This window comes from Wolbachia endosymbiont of Drosophila aff. chauvacae BK-2020 (genome assembly GCF_032848195.1).
Taxonomy (GTDB): Bacteria; Pseudomonadota; Alphaproteobacteria; order Rickettsiales; family Anaplasmataceae; genus Wolbachia; species Wolbachia pipientis.
Genome location: NZ_CP136586.1, coordinates 1,186,449 through 1,208,609 on the forward strand (window position 1 = coordinate 1,186,449; position 22,161 = coordinate 1,208,609).

General features: G+C 35.2%; 19 protein-coding genes and 1 pseudogene. 14 read left to right on the forward strand and 6 right to left on the reverse strand.

From position 1 onward, the window contains the following. Positions 1-191: 191 nt before the first annotated feature. From R0F62_RS06235 to R0F62_RS06275, 9 genes and pseudogenes are all read left to right on the forward strand, one after another. Positions 192-1,376 carry a dicarboxylate/amino acid:cation symporter gene (locus R0F62_RS06235; protein ID WP_010082165.1) on the forward strand — a complete coding sequence of 395 codons (1,185 nt, stop codon included), beginning with the start codon at positions 192-194 and terminating at the stop codon, positions 1,374-1,376. Between the two features lie 3 nt (positions 1,377-1,379). Beyond that, positions 1,380-1,976 (forward strand): orotate phosphoribosyltransferase, encoded by a 597-nt coding sequence (pyrE, locus tag R0F62_RS06240; protein WP_006279657.1) that lies wholly within the window; start codon positions 1,380-1,382, stop codon positions 1,974-1,976. 105 nt (positions 1,977-2,081) lie between these two features. Continuing rightward, complete coding sequence (typA, locus tag R0F62_RS06245; RefSeq protein WP_010962447.1) at positions 2,082-3,911, forward strand: translational GTPase TypA; 1,830 nt, start codon at positions 2,082-2,084, stop codon at positions 3,909-3,911. A 62-nt stretch (positions 3,912-3,973) separates the two neighbouring features. Further along, positions 3,974-4,219: pseudogene (locus tag R0F62_RS06250) on the forward strand (PD-(D/E)XK nuclease family transposase); the annotation flags it as partial. Positions 4,220-4,656: 437 nt separating this feature from the next. Then, a complete protein-coding gene (locus R0F62_RS06255) occupies positions 4,657-4,800 on the forward strand; it encodes a hypothetical protein (RefSeq protein ID WP_173862872.1) in 144 nt (47 codons plus the stop codon). Between the two features lie 388 nt (positions 4,801-5,188). Further along, positions 5,189-7,750: an ATP-dependent chaperone ClpB gene (gene clpB / locus R0F62_RS06260; protein WP_274979359.1), complete on the forward strand. Its 2,562-nt coding sequence runs from the start codon at positions 5,189-5,191 to the stop codon at positions 7,748-7,750. Between the two features lie 27 nt (positions 7,751-7,777). Continuing rightward, positions 7,778-12,502 carry an NAD-glutamate dehydrogenase gene (locus R0F62_RS06265; protein WP_274979360.1) on the forward strand — a complete coding sequence of 1,575 codons (4,725 nt, stop codon included), beginning with the start codon at positions 7,778-7,780 and terminating at the stop codon, positions 12,500-12,502. Positions 12,503-12,506: 4 nt separating this feature from the next. Beyond that, the gene (gene tatB / locus R0F62_RS06270; RefSeq protein WP_274979361.1) at positions 12,507-12,803 is read left to right on the forward strand and encodes a Sec-independent protein translocase subunit TatB; all 297 of its coding nucleotides are present in this window, start codon (positions 12,507-12,509) and stop codon (positions 12,801-12,803) included. Then, a complete protein-coding gene (locus tag R0F62_RS06275) occupies positions 12,775-14,157 on the forward strand; it encodes a PleD family two-component system response regulator (protein WP_010082259.1) in 1,383 nt (460 codons plus the stop codon). The genes tatB and R0F62_RS06275 overlap by 29 nt, the downstream gene beginning before the upstream one ends. A gap of 122 nt (positions 14,158-14,279) precedes the next feature. Here the strand turns inward: R0F62_RS06275 and R0F62_RS06280 are convergent, their stop codons facing one another. From R0F62_RS06280 to R0F62_RS06295, 4 genes are all read right to left on the reverse strand, one after another. Next, complete coding sequence (locus tag R0F62_RS06280; protein WP_010962440.1) at positions 14,280-14,444, reverse strand: hypothetical protein; 165 nt, start codon at positions 14,442-14,444, stop codon at positions 14,280-14,282. A 172-nt stretch (positions 14,445-14,616) separates the two neighbouring features. Further along, positions 14,617-15,339 carry a DNA repair protein RecO gene (recO, locus tag R0F62_RS06285; protein WP_010082260.1) on the reverse strand — a complete coding sequence of 241 codons (723 nt, stop codon included), beginning with the start codon at positions 15,337-15,339 and terminating at the stop codon, positions 14,617-14,619. After that, positions 15,323-15,469 carry a hypothetical protein gene (locus R0F62_RS06290; protein ID WP_007548499.1) on the reverse strand — a complete coding sequence of 49 codons (147 nt, stop codon included), beginning with the start codon at positions 15,467-15,469 and terminating at the stop codon, positions 15,323-15,325. Before R0F62_RS06290 ends, recO begins: the two co-directional genes overlap by 17 nt. A gap of 76 nt (positions 15,470-15,545) precedes the next feature. Continuing rightward, positions 15,546-16,577: a PDDEXK nuclease domain-containing protein gene (locus R0F62_RS06295; RefSeq protein ID WP_274979362.1), complete on the reverse strand. Its 1,032-nt coding sequence runs from the start codon at positions 16,575-16,577 to the stop codon at positions 15,546-15,548. Positions 16,578-16,749: 172 nt separating this feature from the next. Here R0F62_RS06295 and R0F62_RS06300 point away from each other — a divergent pair, with 172 nt between their 5' ends. Together R0F62_RS06300 and R0F62_RS06305 are read left to right on the forward strand one after the other, a co-directional pair. Continuing rightward, the gene (locus R0F62_RS06300; protein ID WP_022626225.1) at positions 16,750-17,370 is read left to right on the forward strand and encodes a hypothetical protein; all 621 of its coding nucleotides are present in this window, start codon (positions 16,750-16,752) and stop codon (positions 17,368-17,370) included. A gap of 78 nt (positions 17,371-17,448) precedes the next feature. Then, positions 17,449-17,595, forward strand: coding sequence for a hypothetical protein (locus R0F62_RS06305; RefSeq protein WP_155975170.1), 147 nt, complete (start codon positions 17,449-17,451; stop codon positions 17,593-17,595). Between the two features lie 472 nt (positions 17,596-18,067). On the opposite strand, the gene R0F62_RS06310 is transcribed toward R0F62_RS06305, so the two are convergent. Beyond that, entirely contained in the window at positions 18,068-18,406 is a 339-nt protein-coding gene (locus R0F62_RS06310) for an outer membrane protein assembly factor BamE (protein WP_274978981.1), read from the reverse strand. Between the two features lie 131 nt (positions 18,407-18,537). On the opposite strand from R0F62_RS06310, the gene R0F62_RS06315 reads away from it, so the two are divergent. The 3 genes from R0F62_RS06315 to tsaB all read left to right on the forward strand — a co-directional run bounded on the left by R0F62_RS06315 (position 18,538) and on the right by tsaB (position 21,361). Continuing rightward, on the forward strand, positions 18,538-19,527 hold the full coding sequence (locus R0F62_RS06315) for a ribonucleotide-diphosphate reductase subunit beta (protein WP_006280119.1): 990 nt from the start codon (positions 18,538-18,540) through the stop codon (positions 19,525-19,527). 128 nt (positions 19,528-19,655) lie between these two features. Beyond that, positions 19,656-20,786: a cation:dicarboxylate symporter family transporter gene (locus tag R0F62_RS06320; RefSeq protein ID WP_317051412.1), complete on the forward strand. Its 1,131-nt coding sequence runs from the start codon at positions 19,656-19,658 to the stop codon at positions 20,784-20,786. Continuing rightward, the gene (tsaB, locus tag R0F62_RS06325; protein ID WP_010962437.1) at positions 20,786-21,361 is read left to right on the forward strand and encodes a tRNA (adenosine(37)-N6)-threonylcarbamoyltransferase complex dimerization subunit type 1 TsaB; all 576 of its coding nucleotides are present in this window, start codon (positions 20,786-20,788) and stop codon (positions 21,359-21,361) included. Before R0F62_RS06320 ends, tsaB begins: the two co-directional genes overlap by 1 nt. Here tsaB and R0F62_RS06330 read toward each other — a convergent pair. Next, on the reverse strand, positions 21,356-21,979 hold the full coding sequence (locus R0F62_RS06330; RefSeq protein ID WP_010962436.1) for a DEAD/DEAH box helicase family protein: 624 nt from the start codon (positions 21,977-21,979) through the stop codon (positions 21,356-21,358). The genes tsaB and R0F62_RS06330 overlap by 6 nt on opposite strands. Positions 21,980-22,161 lie beyond the last annotated feature (182 nt).

Sequence of the window (22,161 nt, forward strand, 5' to 3'; positions counted from 1 at the left end):
ATCTTATCTATTCCAATTTGTTATCACCAGAATGGGCTAAGTGCACCTAAATTTAAATTAAGAAATCTTACACTGTCTCCGAATAAACACATCCTCTTATCTTTCCCTAATCTGTAAAGTTATTTTGTCTATCAATCTGATTCCAAAACAGCAAAATTATTGTATAATGTTACTTTGAAGTTTTATTTTCAATGCACAAGTTTGCAATACTTTTTTCTATACTGCTTGCAATAGTTGCTTACTACCTAAACAATGAAATCATATTTGAAATAGCAAAGCTATTTAGTGATATCTTTATCAGCTTGCTCAAATTAATAAGCTTACCTCTGGTTTTTTTATCCATAGTTTCCACAATTTCCGGGCTCAAAGACTCAATTGAAATCAAAGTCTTAGTTAAGAAAACACTATTTTATACTCTGCTTACAACTATTATAGCTGCGTTTGTTGCATTATCGTTTTATTTGTTAATAGATCCAGCAAGAAAAAATTTCATAAGTAATACAATAGGGAGTATTAACAGCAATAACCACAGTTATTTTTCATATTTAAAATCACTCATTCCTTCTAATTTTGTGCAAGTTTTTCTTGAAAATAATATGATTGGTAGCATATTAATCGCTTTTTTGATGGGTGGAGCTATTGTTTCACTTTCAAAAGAAAAGCAGGATATATTATATCAAGTATTCTCTGCACTTTTTGATACGCTACTTAAAATTGCTCAAGGGTTATTAAAATTTATTCCGCTTGCTGTTTGGTCTTTTATTACATGTTTTTTGCATGAATTAAAAGGCGGTAGTGAGTTCTACAATCTTTTATGGTATTTTGTTTGCATAATGTCTGCAAATTTTGTGCAGGCATTTCTGATTTTACCGCTATTTATGTGGTATAAAGGCATATCACCAATTCAAACGCTGAAAGGGGTTATGCCAGCACTCACACTTGCGTTTTTTTCTAAATCATCCAGTGCAACATTGCCAACAACTATAGAATGTGTGCAGAACAAGCTAAAGGTGCCAAAGAAATTATCGTCTTTTATTTTACCAATATGCACAACAATTAACATGAATGCATGTGCTGCATTTATACTAATCACTGTAATGTTTGTTGCAGAAATGAACGGATACGTATTTTCCTTAAGCGAAATGTTGATATGGATTTTTTTAGCTACAGGGGCTGCAATTGGTAACGCTGGAGTGCCGATGGGGTGCTATTTTATGGCAACCAGTTATCTCATGTCGATGAATGTTCCTCTGCATATTATGGGACTGATTTTGCCTATTTATACAATCATCGATATGTTTGAAACTGCAATAAATGTGTGGTCTGATGTTTGTATCACTCAGATAATTAATAAAGAATGTAATAGTGAAACTTAAAAAATGATATTAGACGAAAATAACCTAATAATAAAAGAATTTAAAGAAGCAGAAGCAATTTTGCATGGGCATTTTGTTTTATCATCCGGGCTGCATAGTGACACATACATACAGTGTGCGAAGATTTTTGAAAATCCAAGCAGAGCCATGAAAGTTTGCGCATTATTAGCAGATAAAATAAAAAAAGAATTAAATAGCTCCATAGATTTAATATTATCTCCTGCAATTGGTGGAATAATTGTGGGTTATGAGATTGGCAGGCAGCTTGGAATAAAGACAATGTTTTGCGAGCGCGTTAATGGTAAGTTTGAATTACGCCGTGGATTTAAGATCAAAAAGGGTGAGAAAATATTGCTCATTGAAGATGTAATAACCACAGGTAAATCTTCACTTGAAGCAGTGGAATGTGCAGAAGGGGAAGGAGGTAAAGTTGTTGCTGAAGCTTCTTTGATAAAGAGAAATAGTGAAACGAAACTGCCTTTTCCTGTCATATCTTTGATTGAACTGAACATCAAAAACTACAGCGAGGAAGAACTTCCAAGTGAATTAAAACAACTACCCATAACAAAACCTGGGAGTAGGGAATATTTAACAAAGTAATCCTATAATATCTTGGAAACACAGCATTTATACACAGCTTTAGTTATTTACTCCAAGTGTATTTTATGTATACTTATTACTAAATTAATTTTGAAATGATAGAAAATGAACGAATTTAAATCGATCCGAAATATAGCAATAATCGCACACGTTGACCACGGTAAAACTACTTTACTTGATAACATGTTAAAACAAAGTGGCACATTCCGCGAGAATCAAGAAGTTCAAGAACGAGTGATGGATAGTGGTGATCAAGAGCGTGAACGCGGAATTACAATACTTGCAAAATGTACATCAATAATGTGGGGCGATGAAAAGATCAATATTATTGACACGCCAGGGCACGCGGACTTTGGTGGGGAAGTGGAAAGGGTATTGTGCATGGCAGATGGTGTGTTGCTGCTGGTTGACGCTGCAGAAGGTCCCATGCCACAAACAAAATTTGTGCTCTCAAAAGCACTAAAAGCAAATTTGAAGCCAATTGTGATAATCAATAAGGTCGACCGACCAGATAGCAGAATTGATGAAGTATTAAATGAAATATATGAGTTATTTTTTAACCTTGATGCAACCAACGAGCAGCTAGATTTTCCAGTGTTGTATGCTTCAGGTAGAAATGGCTGGTGTGCTAAGGAGCTTTCTGATGAAAGAAAAGATTTAAGCCCATTATTTTCAACGGTTATAGATTATATAAAACCTTCTGTTTATAATCAAAATGCACCTTTTGCTATGTTGGTCACTCTACTTGAGTCTGATAAGTTTCTTGGCAGAATATTGACAGGAAAGGTTTATCAGGGCATTGCAAAAGTCAATTCAGATCTTAAGGTGCTTGACCTCGATGGCAAAGTAATTGAACGAGGAAGATTAACTAAGTTGCTCTCATTTTCTGGCTTGAAACGCATTCCAGTAGAACAAGCTGTGGCGGGAGACATAATTGCAATTGCAGGACTTGAGGAAGCTTCGGTTTCAGATACTATAGCAGCACCAGAAGTTACAACTGCAGTAAGCTCAACTCCAGTTGATCCGCCAACAATGGCGATTACTCTGAGCGTTAATGATTCACCTTTTGCTGGGCAAGAAGGTACAAAGCTTACTTCAACTGCTATAAAGGATCGTTTATATGCGGAAGCAGAAACAAATGTTGCAATTACTGTGACTTTGGCACCAAGCGGTGAAGCATTTGAAGTAGGTGGGCGTGGTGAGTTACAGCTTGGAGTGTTAATTGAAAATATGAGGAGAGAAGGTTTTGAGCTTTCGGTATCACGCCCTCGCGTGTTATTTAAAGAAGAAGGCGGTAAAAAACTTGAACCTATAGAGGAAGTAGTAATTGATGTAGATGATGAATATAGTGGAATCATCATGGAAAAACTCAGCTTCCGTAAAGGTGAAGTAACTGACATGAGACCTTCTGGTAATGGCAGGACAAGATTAACGTTTTTAGTGCCATCAAGGGGATTAATCGGTTATCAAGGAGAGTTTTTAACTGATTCTCGTGGCACAGGCATAATTAACCGTTTATTTCACAGTTATGCTCCACATAGAGGTCCAATTTCTGGAAGGCGCAATGGAGTTTTAATTTCTACAGATAAGGGTGAGGCTGTGGCATATGCAATTTTCAATTTGCAAGACAGGGGAATTATGTTTATTAAGCCACAGGATAAGGTATATTGTGGCATGGTTGTCGGCCAGCATAGCCGTGACAATGATTTGGAGATAAATGTGTTAAAGGGTAAGCAATTAACAAACGTAAGAGCTTCAGGTAGTGATGAAGCTATAAAGCTCACTCCACCAAAGATAATGACACTGGAGGATATGATAGCGTATATAGATGATGATGAATTGGTGGAAGTAACTCCAAAATCTATACGTTTACGCAAGAAATTCCTTGATCCAAATGAACGTAAGCGTGCAGGAAGGGCAAAGAATAAGGAGTAATCAGAGGTTGAACATTTGCGAAAAATAGTGTATAATTATTCGTCTCCTAATTGTATTTAATTATGGCCTTTTCGAAATTTCTCGATCCAAAAAACAATTTCGCGTTCAAGAGAATATTTGGCACTGAGAAAAATAAAGATATTCTCATTCACTTTCTCAATGATATATTGGGCTTCGCTGGCAAAGATGAAATAGAAGAAATAGAATTTCTCAGCACTATCATGGATGCTGAGATTGCCTCTAAAAAACAAAGTATTGTTGATGTTTTCTGTACTGATTCTGCTGGAACCCAGCTAATTATTGAAATGGTGCGACCTGAAAGTCTTCGGTCATATTGTTTAAAAGGAGAGGAATTCCTTCAGAAAGAAACTAAAAGAGTTCTAAAACTTATTAAACCAGATGTTTTGCCATCTGAGTCTATGCATCAGTGCGAATCGGGTAACCGGTTGGTGCCAAGCGATGCGGACAATGAACCTCCTCTTGAAAAAGAAGATGCTCAATCGTGAAAGGAGCATAAACTACAAGCATCATGTGGTTGGAGAGCTAGGCTTAGTGGTATGGTGAACGTAAGTGAAGCTTCATAAGTATCGTAACGATTAAAGAGCTAAAGATGCTGATAAGCTCCGACCAAAAGGTAATGTGACATTTTTCATTTCTGGATGTACGCAAATCACCGGTATAGAGAAGTCACCTAACCCACTGTTGCATGACAGAAGGAACAGGGTAAGCCTGTATTTCCGCCTATATGGCAAGCAAACCGCAAGGAACGCTGATGAAAATGCAGGTAAAGGATAATGGAGAAAGCGAATGCCATTTTGTAACGAAATGTATAGAATTTGTAACATTAATTCGCGTGAAAACGAGCAGATTTCCATTTGGTCCCTCGTGACAAGAAACTTTGTTAACCACTTGAGGTAGAGAAGCAGATGACCTTACCCACAGAAATGATGAAGAAATTAGGAATATTTTTTACAAAAAGGACAATACTAACAAAAGAACTTTATTCTATTTAAAATATAAAGTTACAATAAATTTTCCTGTCATCTCCAAATAAATTACATTAACTTAGTATTGTATATTGTTAATAACTTAAATAATACAACCATTTTCAGCAACAAAAACCAAAGGTCTTGAGATACAAGATATTTGTATGGTTACTATGATAGTTCCTTTTTTAAGAAAGTTTTAAATTTCATACCTAACAATAAACAACTTTAGGTTTAAATTTATGAAATCAGTTGTTATATACATCAGCAAATACGAATTTAACTGGTGTTATGGACTTAAATAAATTTACCGAAAAAGCAAAAAGTCTAATTCAAAGTGCTCAAATGAAAGCGTTGGGAGCTGGGCATCAGATTTTTATGCCTGAGCATTTACTAAAAGTGATGCTTGAAGATGAATCAGGTTTAGTTCAGGATTTGATAAACGCTTGTGGTGGAAATGTGCAGAGTATTTCCGATGCTGTGGATAGTGCAATAAAAAAGTTGCCAGTAATTGAAGGTCCAGGAAGTGGTGGCCTTCAACTTTCAAGAGAAATAGCAAAAGTTTTTGAAGATTCAATTGGTATTGCAAAGAGAAATAAAGATTCATTTGTTGCTGTCGAGCGTTTACTGCAGGGCCTCACTGCACAAAAAGATGATACTGTAGGCAAAATTCTGGCAGAGAATGGTGTGACTCCACAAAAACTGAACTCAGTTGTTGCAGAAATGAGAAAGGGCAGCAGTGCGGACTCGCCAAACAGTGAGGAAAAATTAAATGCGGCAAAGAAATATACAAAAGATGTTACAGAGCTTGCTATGCAAGGAAAGCTTGATCCTGTAATTGGTCGTGATGAAGAGATCAGAAGAACTATGCAGGTATCACTGAGGCGGACAAAAAATAATCCAGTGCTGATCGGTGAACCTGGTGTTGGAAAAACTGCAATAGTTGAGGGGCTTGCAAATAGAATTGTTGCAAACGATGTACCACTTGGTTTGCATGATGCAAAGGTCTTAGCTTTGGATCTTGGAGCACTAATTGCTGGCACTAAGTTTAGAGGAGAATTTGAAGAAAGGTTAAAAGCAGTTATTAATGAGCTTTCGAGAGCGGAGGGAAAAGTTATCTTGTTTATAGATGAGCTTCATACTTTAGTTGGAGCAGGAGCAACAAGTGGTGCAATGGATGCCTCGAATCTGCTGAAGCCTGCTCTTGCGCGTGGAGAAATTCGCTGTATAGGAGCCACAACTTTAGATGAATATCGTCAGCATATAGAAAAAGATCCTGCACTTGCAAGGCGTTTTCAGCCTGTGTTTATCTCTCAACCAACTGAAACTGATACCATTTCAATACTCAGGGGTTTGAAGGAAAGATATGAGGTGCATCATGGTATAAGAATTACAGACGGTGCAATAATTGCTGCTGCAACGTTATCCAATAGATATATAACAGATAGGTTTTTACCTGATAAAGCAATTGATTTGATTGATGAAGCAGCAAGTAGGGTGAGAATTGAAATGGATAGCAAGCCTGAAGTTATTGATGAACTTGAGAGAAAGGTTATACAGCTAAAGATTGAAGCAGAGGCTCTAAAAAAAGAAAGTGATGAAAATTCTAAACAGCGTTTAAAAAAGATAAATGAAGAGATCGAAAATCTAAACAGTAAATTTGCTGACTTGAACAGCAAATGGCAGATGGAAAAGAATAAAATAGCTAGAATACAAGAAACAGCCGAAAAATTAGATAACGCTAGAAAAGAGTTGGAATTAGTTCAGCGTAGTGGGAATTTGGGAAGGGCAGGAGAGCTGATGTATGGTGTGATCCCTCAGCTTGAGAATGAATTAAAAAATCAGGAAAAGGTTACTGATAGTTTCTTAAAGAAAGAAGTGACTGGAGATGATATTGCAAACATTGTTTCAAAGTGGACGGGAATTCCAGTTGATAATATGATGCATAGTGAAAAGGAAAAACTCCTTAACATGGAGAATGAAATAGGAAGAAGAGTAATAGGGCAGAAAGATGCAATAGAAGCGATAAGTAATGCAGTTAGGCGCTCCCGCTCTGGGGTGCAAGATACCAATAAGCCTTTTGGTTCATTTTTATTTTTAGGTCCAACTGGAGTTGGTAAAACCGAACTTGCGAAAGCCTTAGCTGAATTTCTGTTTGACGATCAATCAGCGCTTTTGCGTTTTGATATGTCAGAATATATGGAAAAACATTCTGTTTCAAAGTTAATTGGCGCGCCTCCAGGGTATGTTAGCTATGAACAAGGTGGCAGATTAACTGAAGCGGTAAGAAGAAGGCCATATCAGGTTATTCTGTTTGATGAAATCGAGAAAGCAAATCCAGATATATTTAATCTATTGCTGCAAATCTTGGATGAGGGTAGACTCACTGATAGTCATGGTAAATTAATTGATTTTCGCAACACCATACTGATTTTAACTTCTAACCTTGGCGCTGAGATAATGCTAAAAGGGAATGTTGATTCTGTAAGAAATGAAGTGATGCAAATAGTTAAATCAGCATTTCGTCCAGAATTTTTAAACAGGCTGGATGAAATTATTATATTCCACAGTTTAACCAGAGATGACATCTATAAAATTATAGATGTTCAATTTTCTTATTTACAAAAAACACTTGCTAAGCGTAAACTGAGTATAAGTTTGTTGCAGGAAGCTAAAGAACTAATAGCACAAACTGGCTATGACCCTGAATATGGAGCAAGGCCCTTAAAAAGGGTTATACAAGAGTGTATTCAAAATAATTTAGCTAAATTAGTTTTATCAGGGGAAGTAGTAGAAAATGATGAGCTAATAGTGTACGCTCTTGATAATGAAATCTTAGTTAAAAAGGTTTAAGTTCACTGTGTATTTTTGTTAAAAAAAATGTGTATAGATCATAATGTTGACACTGAGTCTTTATTTAAGTTAGCTGATCAAGAAAATCAGCAAGATAAAGAAAAAATTAAAAAATTTATTAAGTATTTTTATAGTTTTGTTTATAAAAGCGACCTAAAAGCCAATGATAAGTTTTTGCTATATATTGTAAACGATGCTTACAATTTTGTTTCTCAAAAAGAGAAAGATGAAAGTAAGTTAGTAGTAAGCAATATAGATGATATACCAGGAATAGAAGGCGATTTTACCACGATTAAGATAACAAACGATGATATGCCATTTTTGGTTGACTCCGTTATTGCAACTATTAAGTCGCACGATTTAACCATATGCTATTACAGCAACAGCATAATTAACATTAAAAGAAAAGATGGCCTAATAGACGAGATTTACTCTTTGGAAGAAAGCAATGGAGTCAAAGAGTCAGTCATATATGTAATTATCAAAGGTATAAGTGACAGCTTTGTTGATACATTAAAAGAATCTCTACAGAAAACGCTGAAAGCGGTTAATTGCGTTGTGAAAGATTGGCACTTAATGCTCAAGAAACTTGATGAGGCAAGTCTTTCTGTCATCCCAGCTGGGATCCAGGAAAAGGACACGTGGATTCCAGTGTCACGCACTGGAATGACACCAGACCGAAATCAAGAGCAAAAAGATTTTCTAGTTTGGTTAAAGAATAATAACTTCGTATTTCTAGGTTATCAAGAATATATTGCTGGTAAAGATGAAAAACTCGTCTGTGACAGCAAAAAGGACCTTGGCCTGATGAGAGTAGGTCAAAGTACGTTGATTCCTTCTGCAAACCTTGATTCCCTATACATATTGAGATCAGATCTAATCTCAATAGTCCATCGGCGTACATACATGAATTGTATAGGAGTAAAAGAATTTGATGACCAGGGTAATGTGGTAAAGGAACGGCGTTTTTTCGGGCTATTTACTTCTGTAGCGGAGGTCCAAGATATTAGAACTATTCCAATAATAAGAGATAAAGTTAAAGTTATAGAAAAAAATGCAGGGTTTGTAACCGGGGGCCACAATAACAAAGCTTTGATTTCTATTTTGCAAGTGTTCTCTTGTGATGAATTATTCCAATCAAATGAAGACGAATTATTTAAAATTTGCATTTCGATCATGTCTCTTGCGATTAGGCCAAGGGTCAGATTATTTTTAAGAAGAGTCGGGGATTTTATTAGTTGCATAGTGCTGATACCGATGCGTTATGCTAGCGCTAGGCTAATGTTCAAGATACGTGACATATTGAAGGATGAGACAAGTGCAGAAAGTTCAGATATTTATAACAATCACATTATCAATGAATATGATTTGATGAAATTGCATGTAGTGCTAAAGACCAAAAATGCTAGCGTTCTTGATGATGAAGTTTTGCGTATCGAAAACAAATTAAGAAACATTACAGAAAAGTGGGAAGATCGTTTTATAGACAATTTATACAATACTTTTAGCACTGTTGAGGATATATTCATCCGTTATTGCAAGGCATTTCCAATAAGCTATCAAGAGAGTTTCGAACCTCATGACGCATATTACGATATGAAAAAATTGGAGATAGTGAGGAAGAAAGGAGTTAGCGAGGTCGATTTAAGACTTACTCGTGATAATCTTAATTATCAATTAAAGGTTTATACTCCAAACAATGGAGGCCTTGAATTATCGAAGATATTAAGGATCACTAAGAATTTGGGAGCTAAAATTCTATCTCATAATGGCTATTACATAGAAATTAACGGTGGAATATGGATACACCATTTTGTGTTGTCAAGAGTCGATGAATTAATAGACAACATTACTCTAAAAGAGCAATTTGAAATAACACTTGCGAAAGTGTTTAGCAAGGAAATTAAAAATGACTATTTCAATAGTTTGATCATTATTGCTGGGCTCAAGTGGAAAGAAGTGCTTCTGGTTAGAGCGTTAAGTGCTTACCTAAAGCAGACGTCATTTAACTACAATCCAGAATATATCCAAAAGGTAGTCTCAGAGCATCCAAAAATAGTAAAGTATTTGATACAACTATTTCATGCAAGATTTGATCCTAACATAGACATTGATAGAGCAGAAACTACGGACATTGTCAGAGAAAAAATTGAGGAACTTCTAAAAGAGATCAGCAATGTTTCACATGATTACGTTTTGTGCTCGATATTTAACTTGATAATGGCTATTTTAAGGACCAGTTATTATCAAGACGATAAACCATATTTATCTACAAAATTTGACTCAAGTAAAATAAATGGTTTACCTGATCCTCGTCCGTATCGTGAATTGTATATTTATTCAAACCTTTTTGAGGGAATACATCTAAGAGGAGGGAAATTAGCCCGTGGTGGCTTAAGGTGGTCGGATAGGACGGAAGATTTTCGCACTGAAGTTTTGGGGCTCATGAAAGCTCAGATGACAAAAAATGCGGTTATTGTCCCTGTTGGTGCAAAGGGTGGGTTTGTAATAAAGCAAGCTTATAAAGATAAGAATATTTTAAGAGAGAAAAGTGTTGAGTGCTATAAGAGTTTTATCAGAGGAATGCTTGATATTACTGATAACGTGGTTGATGGTAAAATAATTCCACCAGAGAATGTGATTAGGTATGATGAAGATGATCCATATCTCGTGGTTGCTGCTGATAAAGGAACTGCTTCATTTTCTGATTATGCCAACCAGATAGCCTCTGAATATAACTTTTGGCTTGGCGATGCATTTGCATCTGGTGGATCAGTAGGTTACGACCATAAGAAAATGGGTATTACAGCAAGAGGTGCATGGATTGCAGCACAGAGGCATTTTTGGAAAATGAATAAGGATATTTACCAGGATGCAACTGTTATTGGAATTGGGGATATGGCTGGCGATCTATTTGGAAACGGTATGCTGCTTTCAAAAAATATACATTTAATCGGCGCATTTAACCATATGCATATTTTTATTGATCCAAATCCTGATGCAGAAAAGAGTTTCACAGAACGTAAACGTCTCTTTAAGTTACCATTTTCAACCTGGATGGATTATAACAAAGATTTGATCTCTCAGGGTGGCGGGGTATTTGAGCGTAGCAGCAAGCAAGTAAATCTTTCTCAAGAAATGAAAAAATGCTTTGACATAACGGAAGATACGTTATCTCCAAGTGATTTGATTAGATATCTACTCAAAGCAGAAGTGGACTTCATATGGAACGGAGGAATCGGCACGTTTGTTAAGGCAAAGAGTGAAAGTCATAGCATGGTCGGTGACAAAGCAAACGATGAATTAAGAGTAAACGGTAAGGATATTAGAGCTTCTATGTTTATAGAGGGTGGAAATCTTGGTTGTACACAGCTTGGGAGAATAGAATATGCTGAAAGAGGTGGATATATCAATGCAGATTTTGTTGATAATTCAGCCGGAGTGATATGTTCGGACCTTGAAGTTAACATTAAGATTGCATTTGTTTCAGCTATGAAAGCAGGGGGTATTTCTTTAGAAAAAAGGAATGAAATACTGGCAAGTATGGTGGATGAAGTTGCATCCAAGGTGCTTGAGAACCACAACAGAATTGAAACAAAAGCATTACTTCTTGAGTGTTTGCAAGCTAAAGAGAGATTGGAGCAGGACCACAGGTTACTGCTCAGTTTAGAAAAATCTGGGCTGTTAAACCGAAGCGTAGAATTTCTTCCAGCTGACGAAGAGGTAGCAAGGATGTTAACCGGTGCAGAAGGTTTCAGTTCTCCTCAGCTTTCTATTCTAATATCTTATGCTAGAACAGCAATAAAAAATAAAATTATACATTCCGATCTGCCTGAAAAAGATCTTATATCTAATGACTACTTGCTAGGTTATTTTCCTAAAAAGATGTCAACAGAGTTTAAGGATTTCATATTAAAACACCAACTTCGTAGAGAAATTATCTCCACTTGCATTGCAAATGATGTTGTAAATAGGATGGGCTGTATATTTATTAATAATTTAGTTGAGAATACTGGAATTAAGGTACACGAAGCAGTTAACATATATATCGTTGTTAACCACCTATATGATTTAAATAACCTGTGGCAGAAAATTGATGAATTGGATGGAAAAATTGATATTAACTCATACTTGCAAATAGTGAGAAATGTGCAGAAATTTATTGGCAGAGTATCGTTTTGGTTAGTAAAAAATCTTAGCTTTGTAGAATTGGATGATGTTACAAAATTTAAAGATGCAATTGAAACTTTAGGCCATGATGTTTTAGATGAACACCTGTTAAAGGTCTATAATCATGGATACACTTCTTTAGTGGAACTTAATATAGATAAAGATCTAGCAAAAAAAATTGCTGACCTGTGCGTTCTTACTTATGCACTGGATATTATATCTGTTGCTGAACAGACATCTTTGTCCATTCTTGATGCTGGTAAAATATACTTTGAGTTAAAGTCGCTGTTAAGATTCGATCTGATTAGGACAATTGCCATCAAGATGAAAAGCCGCTCTTCTTATTGGGATCGCAGCTTAGTTAATGATTTATTGGACGATTTAAGCAATTACCATCACAAGCTAGCTGTTAAAGTCATAAAAGCTACTGATAACCCTGAAGATAAGGTTCAAACCTGGGCTTGTAATGATAAGGACTACATAGAACGTTATAATAGTTTTTTAGATGAGATGGTTGCTTCTAAACTTGATTTAAGCAAATTAATATTTATAATCAGAAGGATTAAAGTACTTGCTTCATAGGAAAATGTTCAATATAGGTCTTTCAGAAATTTTAGTTGTAGCTTTAGTGAGCATAATTGTTCTTGATAAAAATAAGGTACCTGTATTTATTGATTTTATTAATACTATATATAGGTATTTTACAATTGTAAGGTTAAAAGCCAGAAGGTTATTGAAGGATGCCGGAATTGAAGACTTATATAAAGAGTGTAATACTGAGAAAGTAAATTACATAGTTGGTAAAAATGGTAAGCTTTATCCTACTTACGATATAGATAATACATCTAAAGATAATGACAGCGAAGATTCTGGTAGTAGATGATGTACTATCTAATGTCAAGCTTTTAGAAGCTCGACTAAAAGCAGAGTACTATACGGTTATCGTAGCTCATGATGGTGAAGAAGCTATAGATTTAGTAGCAAAGCAGCAGCCTGATATTATATTACTTGATATCATGATGCCAAAGATGAATGGCTTTGAAGTTTGTAAGGAGCTAAAGAGTGATCCCTTGACAACCCATATTCCAATAATTATGGTAACTGCGCTGCATGATACTCATGATAGAGTGCAAGGTATTAATGCTGGCGCGGATGATTTTCTGACTAAACCAATAAACGAAACTGCTTTATCTTCACGAATTAAGTCTCTCACACGCTTAAAGATGATTATCGATGAATTGCGTTTGAGAGGAGAAACTAACGCTGAGATTGGTGGAGTCGCAGGAAACAGTATTATGGATTATTCCAATCAGATTTTTGATGCTAACGTACTTGTTATAGATGAGGATGTTCATCAAGCAGAGCAGATATATAATATATTAAAGCAACGCTTTAGGTCAATTAAAATACTGAGTGATCCAATGGAAGCATTGAAGGTTGGTATTGAGAATGGTTACGACCTGATCATTTCTGATATGCAATTTTCAAAAACTGACGGCTTGCGTTTGTGTTCTGAGTTTCGTAGTAAGGTGGAAACACGTTATACACCAATTCTGATTCTTTCTGAGGATTATGATAAAAACAATTTAGTAAAAGCACTTGATGTAGGTGCTAATGATTATTTAACAGTACCTTTGGATGAGGGTGAGCTAATAGCAAGGGTTAATTCGCAAGTAAAACGCAAAAGATATCAAGATGCCTTGAGAATGAATTTATTTAATAATGCGGAAATGTCTATAAAGGACCCATTAACTAACTGTTATAATAGAAGATATTTTGATGCACACTTAAGAAACATTGTTAAGGACTCTGTGGAAAAGGATAGAAGGTTGTCTCTTATGATACTTGATATAGACTATTTTAAGATAGTGAATGACAGTTTTGGGCATAGTGCTGGAGATGAACTTTTAAAGCAAATACAGAAAAGAATTTCTGAAAATATCAGAGTGACAGATTTACTAGCTAGGTTTGGTGGTGAGGAGTTTGTTGTTGTAATGCCAGATACCAATGTATCAGATGCGTATACTATTGCGGAGAGAATACGAAAAATTATTGCTAAAAAACCTTTTATACTTGCGGATAAAAATACAACCCACGATGTAACTGTGAGCATTGGAATTGCAGAAATGCAAGAATCTGACCTTGACAATATTAAAGAATTTATAGTACGTGCCGACAAATATTTATATAAAGCAAAAAACAGTGGTAGAAATAGAGTGGTTACTGGCTATAGCTAAAGTGGCTTAAGTTTGCCGACAACCGTCATTCCGCTACTAGTTAGCGGAATCTATGCTGAGATACCGCGAATGAATCGCGGTATGACGGTTCGCGGCAGCATGACGATAAGGTTTATACCTTGTCATTCCAGTGCTTGACACTGGAATCCAGTTTTCCATATAATCTCATCGAAAACGTTGTAACCACTTTCCATGCTAGTTTGCTTGTTCACAAGCAAACTTTTCTGGATCCCAGTGTCTGGGCACTGGGATGACATCATAGGGGCGCTGGGATGACACCCTGACAACCGTCGTCCCGCTGCTTGTTAGCTGGATCTATGCTAAGAGATACCGTGAATAAATCACGGTATGACGGTTCGCGGTGGCATGACGATAAGTTCGTCATCCCGCTACTTGTTAGCTGGATCTATGCTAAGAGATACCGCGAATGAATCGCGGTATGACGTAGGACTGCTAAGATTAAAGCGACAACATGAGGTTTCTCAGCTCTGGAAATTTCACGTTTAACTGCAAAAATAGATACTTATTTAAAAAATATCCTGTGACTTTCAGTCCTAACTGAAATTCTTGGAATGAGTAGCTGTTTTGTAGGTTATTATTGTATACATCATGTAACATTTGTGGAAAAGGTAGGAGTTTATCTGCATAATAATCTCCTACTTTTTTTGACACTGCTCTACCAGTTTTTGGAGAAATAAATTGTAAATTTTCCTTAACACCTGTTACAGCGCATTTGGATAAGTCTAACTTGAATCCCAATTGCGTAAGAAGCAGAAGCTCTAAGTTAAGATAATGGCTTTGCCAAGACTGATTGTTGTGTTTAATTACATCGATGAAATATCGAAAATTGTCATACAGCATGGCACAGGGTTCACTTTCTGGAAGCACTTTTTCTAAAATAGAGGAGAAAGAAACAATAGTAATGCTTTTTAACCTATCTTGAAAGAAATGATGGAATGGAGATTCGATTAATTCGCACTTAAAAAAACCTAGATTTTCAGGTAACTTAGCACTCCATTCTGCATGTAATAGATTACTTATCTGAAACTTATAATTGCTATTGTTTGTTAGCTTAGTTAATCCCCTGCGCTTTCCATGATTTTTTGTAAACAGAGAAAGAATTAAGTTTTTATCGCCGTATTTTTTAGCAGCTATAATGATGCCTTCATCTTTCCATCTCATTTAGAGTGTATTGACCGTATGATATATAGGATAGTGCACCTAGAGCGTGTAATCCATAAAAATCACTTACTCCGTTACTGTTTGCTTCCAAAGTTTCAAGGCTATGAGAGAGTAAGTTATTGGCTGCCACTCTTCTTCCTGAGCCTGATGCATTTCATACTGAGCTTTTGGTTTGCTAAATAATTGTTTGAATGATTTTAGTAACATTACTTTTCCTCGTCTGAAATTTTGGATAATTCAGCTTCTAATTCTTCTATCGTCGGTAAAGCTGTTTTTATGTTCTCTGGTAGATTTTCAGTTATTCGATATTCTGCTAGCCCTATTGGCTTGTTCATGTCTTGGAGTGTATATTTAGCAAGTACATCGTCTTTAGATTTACATAAGATTAACCCTATAGAAGGTTGATCTGTCGAGTGCTTCAGTAAATCATCAACTGCAGAAAGATAAAAATTCATTTTACCAGCATATTCCGGCTTAAAATCCTTATCTTTTAGTTCAATCACTACGAAGCAACGTAACTTTAAATGATAGAATAATAAATCAATATAAAAGTCTTTATTACCAACATCTAAATGAAATTGTCTACCAACAAATGCAAATCCTTCACCGAGTTCTAACAGAAATTTTTCCATATGCCCTACGAGTCCTTTTTCTACTTCTCTTTCATGAGCATCCTTACCTATACTTAAAAAATCAAAAATATACGGATCTTTTAATGTGTAATGTGCTAGATCGGATTGTGGAGATGGTAATTTTTCTTTAAAATTAGTTATTGCTTTTCCTTGACGTTTATGTAGTCCAAGTTCTATCTGCATCACCATAATGTTACGTGACCAGCCATGTTCAATAGCTTTTTTTACATAAAATAATCTTATTTCATGACTTTCTATTTTTTCCAAAAGAGTGATATTGTGATACCAAGTTAATTGTGCAAGAGGCTCCTGCACAAATTCAACATCAGGATATTCTTCGGCAAACTTACGCATATACTTCAGATTTCTCATGCTAAAGCCTTTCATTTCTGGAAATGTACTTCTCAAATCCTTACTTAATTGATCAATTACCTTAGCTCCCCAGGTATGTTCTTTTTGGCGTTTTAGGATCTCTGTACCAATATGGTGGTAAAGCAAAATAAGCTTACTATTTACTGCAAGTGCTGCTTTATAACGGTTTGTTGCAATATGATCCTTCAATTGCTCTAAAAATTCTGTATATTCTTTTGCTATAATTTTTGTCATACGGTTCCTTTTAATCCATTATACAATTCCTTTGTCTGTCGAGAAGACAATCTTCCGCTTGCCTTCAGCTTTGAAGGGATTCCTTATTGACTTCAAACTCGTCCATCAACTAAAATATATTGACTTTACGTGCAATATTAGCTTTAAACCAGTAAAACAAGCTGCTTAACATATGCGTTTTTTCTATTCGAATTATATTCTTTTTTTGTCTTTATGTTGTTTTTTGCTTTTTTCGTTATCTTCAACAAAAGCCCAAACGAATGATACGTTAGCTGTTCCTATACCACAAAGGAAAAAAGAAATAGTTGAGCACACTGTTGTAGCACAACCGAGGCAAATTATCGAAATGCAAGAAGAAGTCATTATTAACGAGGGTAAAGAATTCATTCCAATTCCAAAAAGAAAAAAAAGTGTAGAGAAAAAACTAAGAAGGGATGTTAGAGGGGCAAAAAATGAAATAGGAAACGAAAAAAGCGTTGAGAGCAAAAAGGATGAATTAGTTGTAACAGAAATTATTAACTCTATAAGAGACAAGCTCACAAAATGCTGGAGCATTCCTGAAAGCATAGCTTACAAAGAAAATTTTAATATAAAAATTAACTTATTGTTATCCAGTCAAGGCGAGATAATTATGGCGGATGTAGCAGACAGTGATTCCTATCGAAATAATCCACTTTTCAGGTCGATAGCAGATAATGCAATGCGTGCAGTATATAAATGTAGCCCATTGACCGGCTTGCCTACTCAGCACCACCACATTTGGCGTGAAGTAACACTAGATTTTATTCTATAGCTAAAGTAATTCTATAATTTAATAAGCCCACTGTATCCGTTCAGAATAGCAGCAAGGTAGTATAACCATAGAGTAAAAGTGAGTTTACAACAAATGGTGTCATCCCAGTGCTTGACACTGGGATGGCTTTGTTGCATCGCTACTTATGAAAGGCTAACTATAGTTAGGATTATAAGCAACCTATTGAAAATCTTGTTTTTTTGCAATCAATCTGATCAAATTTAAGAATAGTAATTTGTTATTTATATTAATAAATTTAATTCTATTGAAAATAGCTAAAGCATTGAAATTCTTGAATTTTAGCCGGATTGGTAAATGGTAGTGAAATTTCTTTTACTCAAATTTAGGTATTCATTGACCGTTCTTGTTATAAATACCAGAATAATAAGCTACTGATATTCGCTATCTTTTTTATCTTTAATCCATCATAGCTAGCGATGCAACAAAGCCCACTGGGATCCAGTTTTCTTTACAAATTCACCAAAAGTGCTTCATTCTATAACGCAAAACCCATACTTACCAAACCCAATGCATTACTTGCAATTAAGTTTCCTGGATCCAAGTAGTCTGGGCACTGCCGTCATAAAGGAACTAGTGTCAGCTACTTTCATGACACCCTTCTGGTAGGCCCAAATCGCAATGTTCGTACAGTTATGGAATGAACCGCGGTATGACGTAGGCAGATCTGAGCAAACTTTCAATCAGAAACAGCCAAAGATCTCTCTAAGATGTCAGTTTCTTTTGTATCTTCAACTTTACCGTCCTGGTCGAATGAAATTTGCAGAGACTTACTACTATACTTCCTTTTTCCTAAAAAATTGGCTTGTTTAATTTTATATGAGACATAGTACCAAACATTGTCATCGAACTTTGATACTAATATTGGTGATCCTAAAGTGTGAACCACTTTTTCTTTATCGTCACCTACTTTTATCTTGCTCCACAATTCAACACTAATGCCAGGAGCTCCGTGATTGTGAATAGTGTGAGTGCAGCTCACTGTAAATAATAAAATAAAAGATATTAATACTCGCATTTCTGTTGATAAATTACTTGAAGCTATAATACACTAATAAATTATCTGCCGTCAAATTTCAAAAAAGTTAAATTGACTGATTCTCAATATCACTTAATATAATATTTACTTTAGAAAATAATAGGTGTCTTATGTCATTGTTAGAAGCAGATCCAATATACAAACCTTTTAATTACCCTTGGGCGTATGATGCGTGGCTGCAGCAACAAAGAATCCATTGGATACCTGAAGAAGTTCCGCTCGCTGATGACGTGAAGGATTGGAAAACTAAACTTTCAAGTGTAGAAAAAAATCTACTAACCCAGATCTTTAGATTTTTTACTCAGGCAGACATTGAAGTAAATAACTGCTACATGAGGCATTATTCAAATATATTTAAGCCAACAGAAATATGCATGATGCTTGCAAGCTTTTCCAATATGGAAACCATACACATTGCAGCTTATTCTTATCTTTTAGACACAATTGGCATGCCAGAAAGTGAGTATCAAGCATTTTTAAAGTATGATGCTATGAGAAAGAAATATGAATATATGTTGGAATTCGAGGAAAGCAAAAAACACGATAAAAAACATGTAGCTAAAACTCTAGCAGTGTTTGGTGCATTCACTGAAGGGTTGCAGTTATTTGCATCATTTGCAATTTTGCTCAATTTCCAACGTTTTGGAAAAATGAAAGGAATGGGGCAGATAATCGCCTGGTCAGCCCGTGATGAAACTTTGCACACCAATTCAATTATCATGTTATTTAATACATTTATTAAAGAGAATAATGAAATTTGGGACAACGAGTTTAAAGAGGAATTATATTCTGCATGTCGCACCATCGTTGAACTTGAGGACGAATTCATAAAGCTTGCCTTTGATTTAGGAGATGTTGAAGGACTATCCGCAGAAGAAGTGCGCAATTACATACGCTACGTAGCAAACAGACGGTTAATGCAATTAGGTCTTGAGTCCATATATGATGTCAATGATAATCCTATTCCGTGGCTTGATGAAATACTAAATGGCGTTGAACATACGAATTTCTTTGAAAATAGAGTAACAGAGTATAGCCGCGCAGCAACTCAAGGCACGTGGGAAGAAGCTTTTACTGAAAATGACACGAATAATAAGTGAATGCTAATTTCACTCTTTTTTGTCATTCCACTTTCATTACACCATTTGCTGTGCAGTTTAGACAGTTTTGCTTTACTTAACAACTAACTTACCATATATATGTCCATAGGACATTGGTATATAAGAACGTGCTACAACTATTAATCTTACTCACGGTCATCACTTCAGCTGCATTCTTTGGTCATTTAGTTCCAATGGAAGTAAAAACCTTCTTGTACTCAACGAGCCTTAGTATAAAAGAGGTTTTGCTATTTATAATGCCTTTTATTATTTTTGCGTTAATCTTTAGCAGTGTTAACAATCTTAAGCAGTCAGCTATAAAGTTCATATTGTTACTTATTATAATGATCTTCTTATCGAATCTGGCTGCAAGTTTAATAGCTTATTCTGTTGGGCATTTTATCATACAAAACACTTATTCAATACAAGATATAACGTATGAAGAAACAATTGTTCCCTTATGGTCGTTTAGACTGCCTGCATTACTTTCTAATTTTTATGCCCTTGCTTGTGGATTTGTGTCCAGCATAGTAGTGTCCACACTGCTACCCAAAAAAAGCAGAGAGCTTTCGAACAAAATGTTAGATTTAACTCTCTTTATTTTGAAGACGTTTTTGACGCCGATTATTCCAATATTTGTACTTGGGCTTGCTTTAAAAATGCAGCATGATCAAGTTTTATCTATAATATTTAAGGATTACTCAATAATTTTCATTATTATAGCATCTGCAACCTACCTTTATGTTTTCCTCTTATATGGAGCAGCAAATTCATTCAAGATCACAAGCTGGATAGCTAGTATAGGCAATATGATACCGGCATTTATTACTGCAATGAGCACAATGTCTAGTAATGCAACTATGCCGCTTACTCTTGAAGGAAGCAAAAAAAATGTAAAGCAACCTGACATAGCATCGTCTGTTGTGCCAATAACTGCTAGCTTTCATTTAGTAGGTGATTGCTTTTTTATTATAATATTATCAATGATAATTGCCTCCGGTTATTCATTGTGCACAACAGACTATGTAACTTTCCTTCTCTATTTTTTGTTATTTAAGTTTGCTATCGTGGCAGTTCCGGCAGGAGGAATTATGGTAATGCTACCTATTCTTGAGAAATACCTCAAATTTTCTCCAGAAATGCTTTCGTTAATCACAGCACTGTATATAGTGTTTGATCCAATAATCACTTCAGCAAACGTTATGGGTAATGGTGCCTTTGCTATAATGTTTACAAAACTCTATGATAAGCTTAAGTAATGTCTATTTTAGCGATTGATACTGTAGGTATTGGTAGTTCAATAGCAATAGTTGATTATGATGGTAACTGTTTTGTAGAGCACAATTCCGCCAGCAACAATCATGCAGAATCATTTTTTCAAATTCTGAATACTTTGTTTGATAAGCACAACTATAATTATGATAAAATAGATCATTTAGTGGTAGTAGTTGGACCAGGAAGTTTCACTGGAATTAGAGTTGGTATATCAGCTGCACAAGGTATAAATCTTGCTACAAATAAGCCATTATACGGAGTTAGTGCGCTGGAAGTTCAAGCCTACGCAATATCTTTGCTTTGTACGAATAACAAAAAAAATATCAGAGCTATAGTCAAAAATGCTCAAGGGTTTTATACGCAGTTATTTGATTTCAATTTATTGCCACTATCTGCACCTGGATCCCAGTGTCACGCTACAAGCAGTACACATATGGATTGCAATTTAAATGCTAGCCATGCAGGGCTATTAGTCCGTTATAGATTAGAGAACAAGCAAAAATTAAATGAAGTTGAAGCTCTATATTTAAATGAGCCTCAGTATATGAAATCATTATAGACTATTCTTTCGCGTACATGCAATGTTACTAAGCTTGTGCATCTGGTTTACTATCTCTTGAGCTACTTCTTTTATACTCATATCTGAATTTTCTATCTCTATGGCACTTGGTGGTATAAATAAATCGTCAGTCCTAAATTTCTCTACAATGCTATTTAGATTAATCACCTTCCTATTTTTTCTTTGCCTTTTTAATGCAATACGCTTTTGTAATGTCGGTAGATCACACCTAAGTACCACAGGAAGGATTTCTGTGTTCATTTTTTTACTAAGCCTTACTATTGAATCATACATCCTCATGTTCTGGTCATTATTTTCCATCAACTCATCAATAAATATGTAATTTTTTGAGTGAATCGGATAATTTTCTATTACCTGAAGCATAATTTGCATAATGCCATATATTCTATCTTGAACTTCTTTAGGTATTTGATCACGTTCAAAGACACCATCGTATATAGAGCAAGCTTGAACATTGTTATAGAACTTACTATTTACAATTAATGCGTTTATCATATTAGATAATTCTATTGCTGTGGAAAGTTTACCACTTCCCGAAAGACCAGAGGGATATATGAAAAATCCTGCTGGCTGTTTTTTTGTGTTAATATTTACCATATTATTTTCAATCTTGAAACTTACATTTATAATAACATAAAAATGAAGCTTTAAAACATATGAAATATTATATAGAAAATTACTTTTGTAGTTAAGATATTATGTAATTTAAAAACATAAATTCTGTATATAAACTCTATAATAACGATAACTATTTTTAAGCAAGCTACAACACAAAAGTG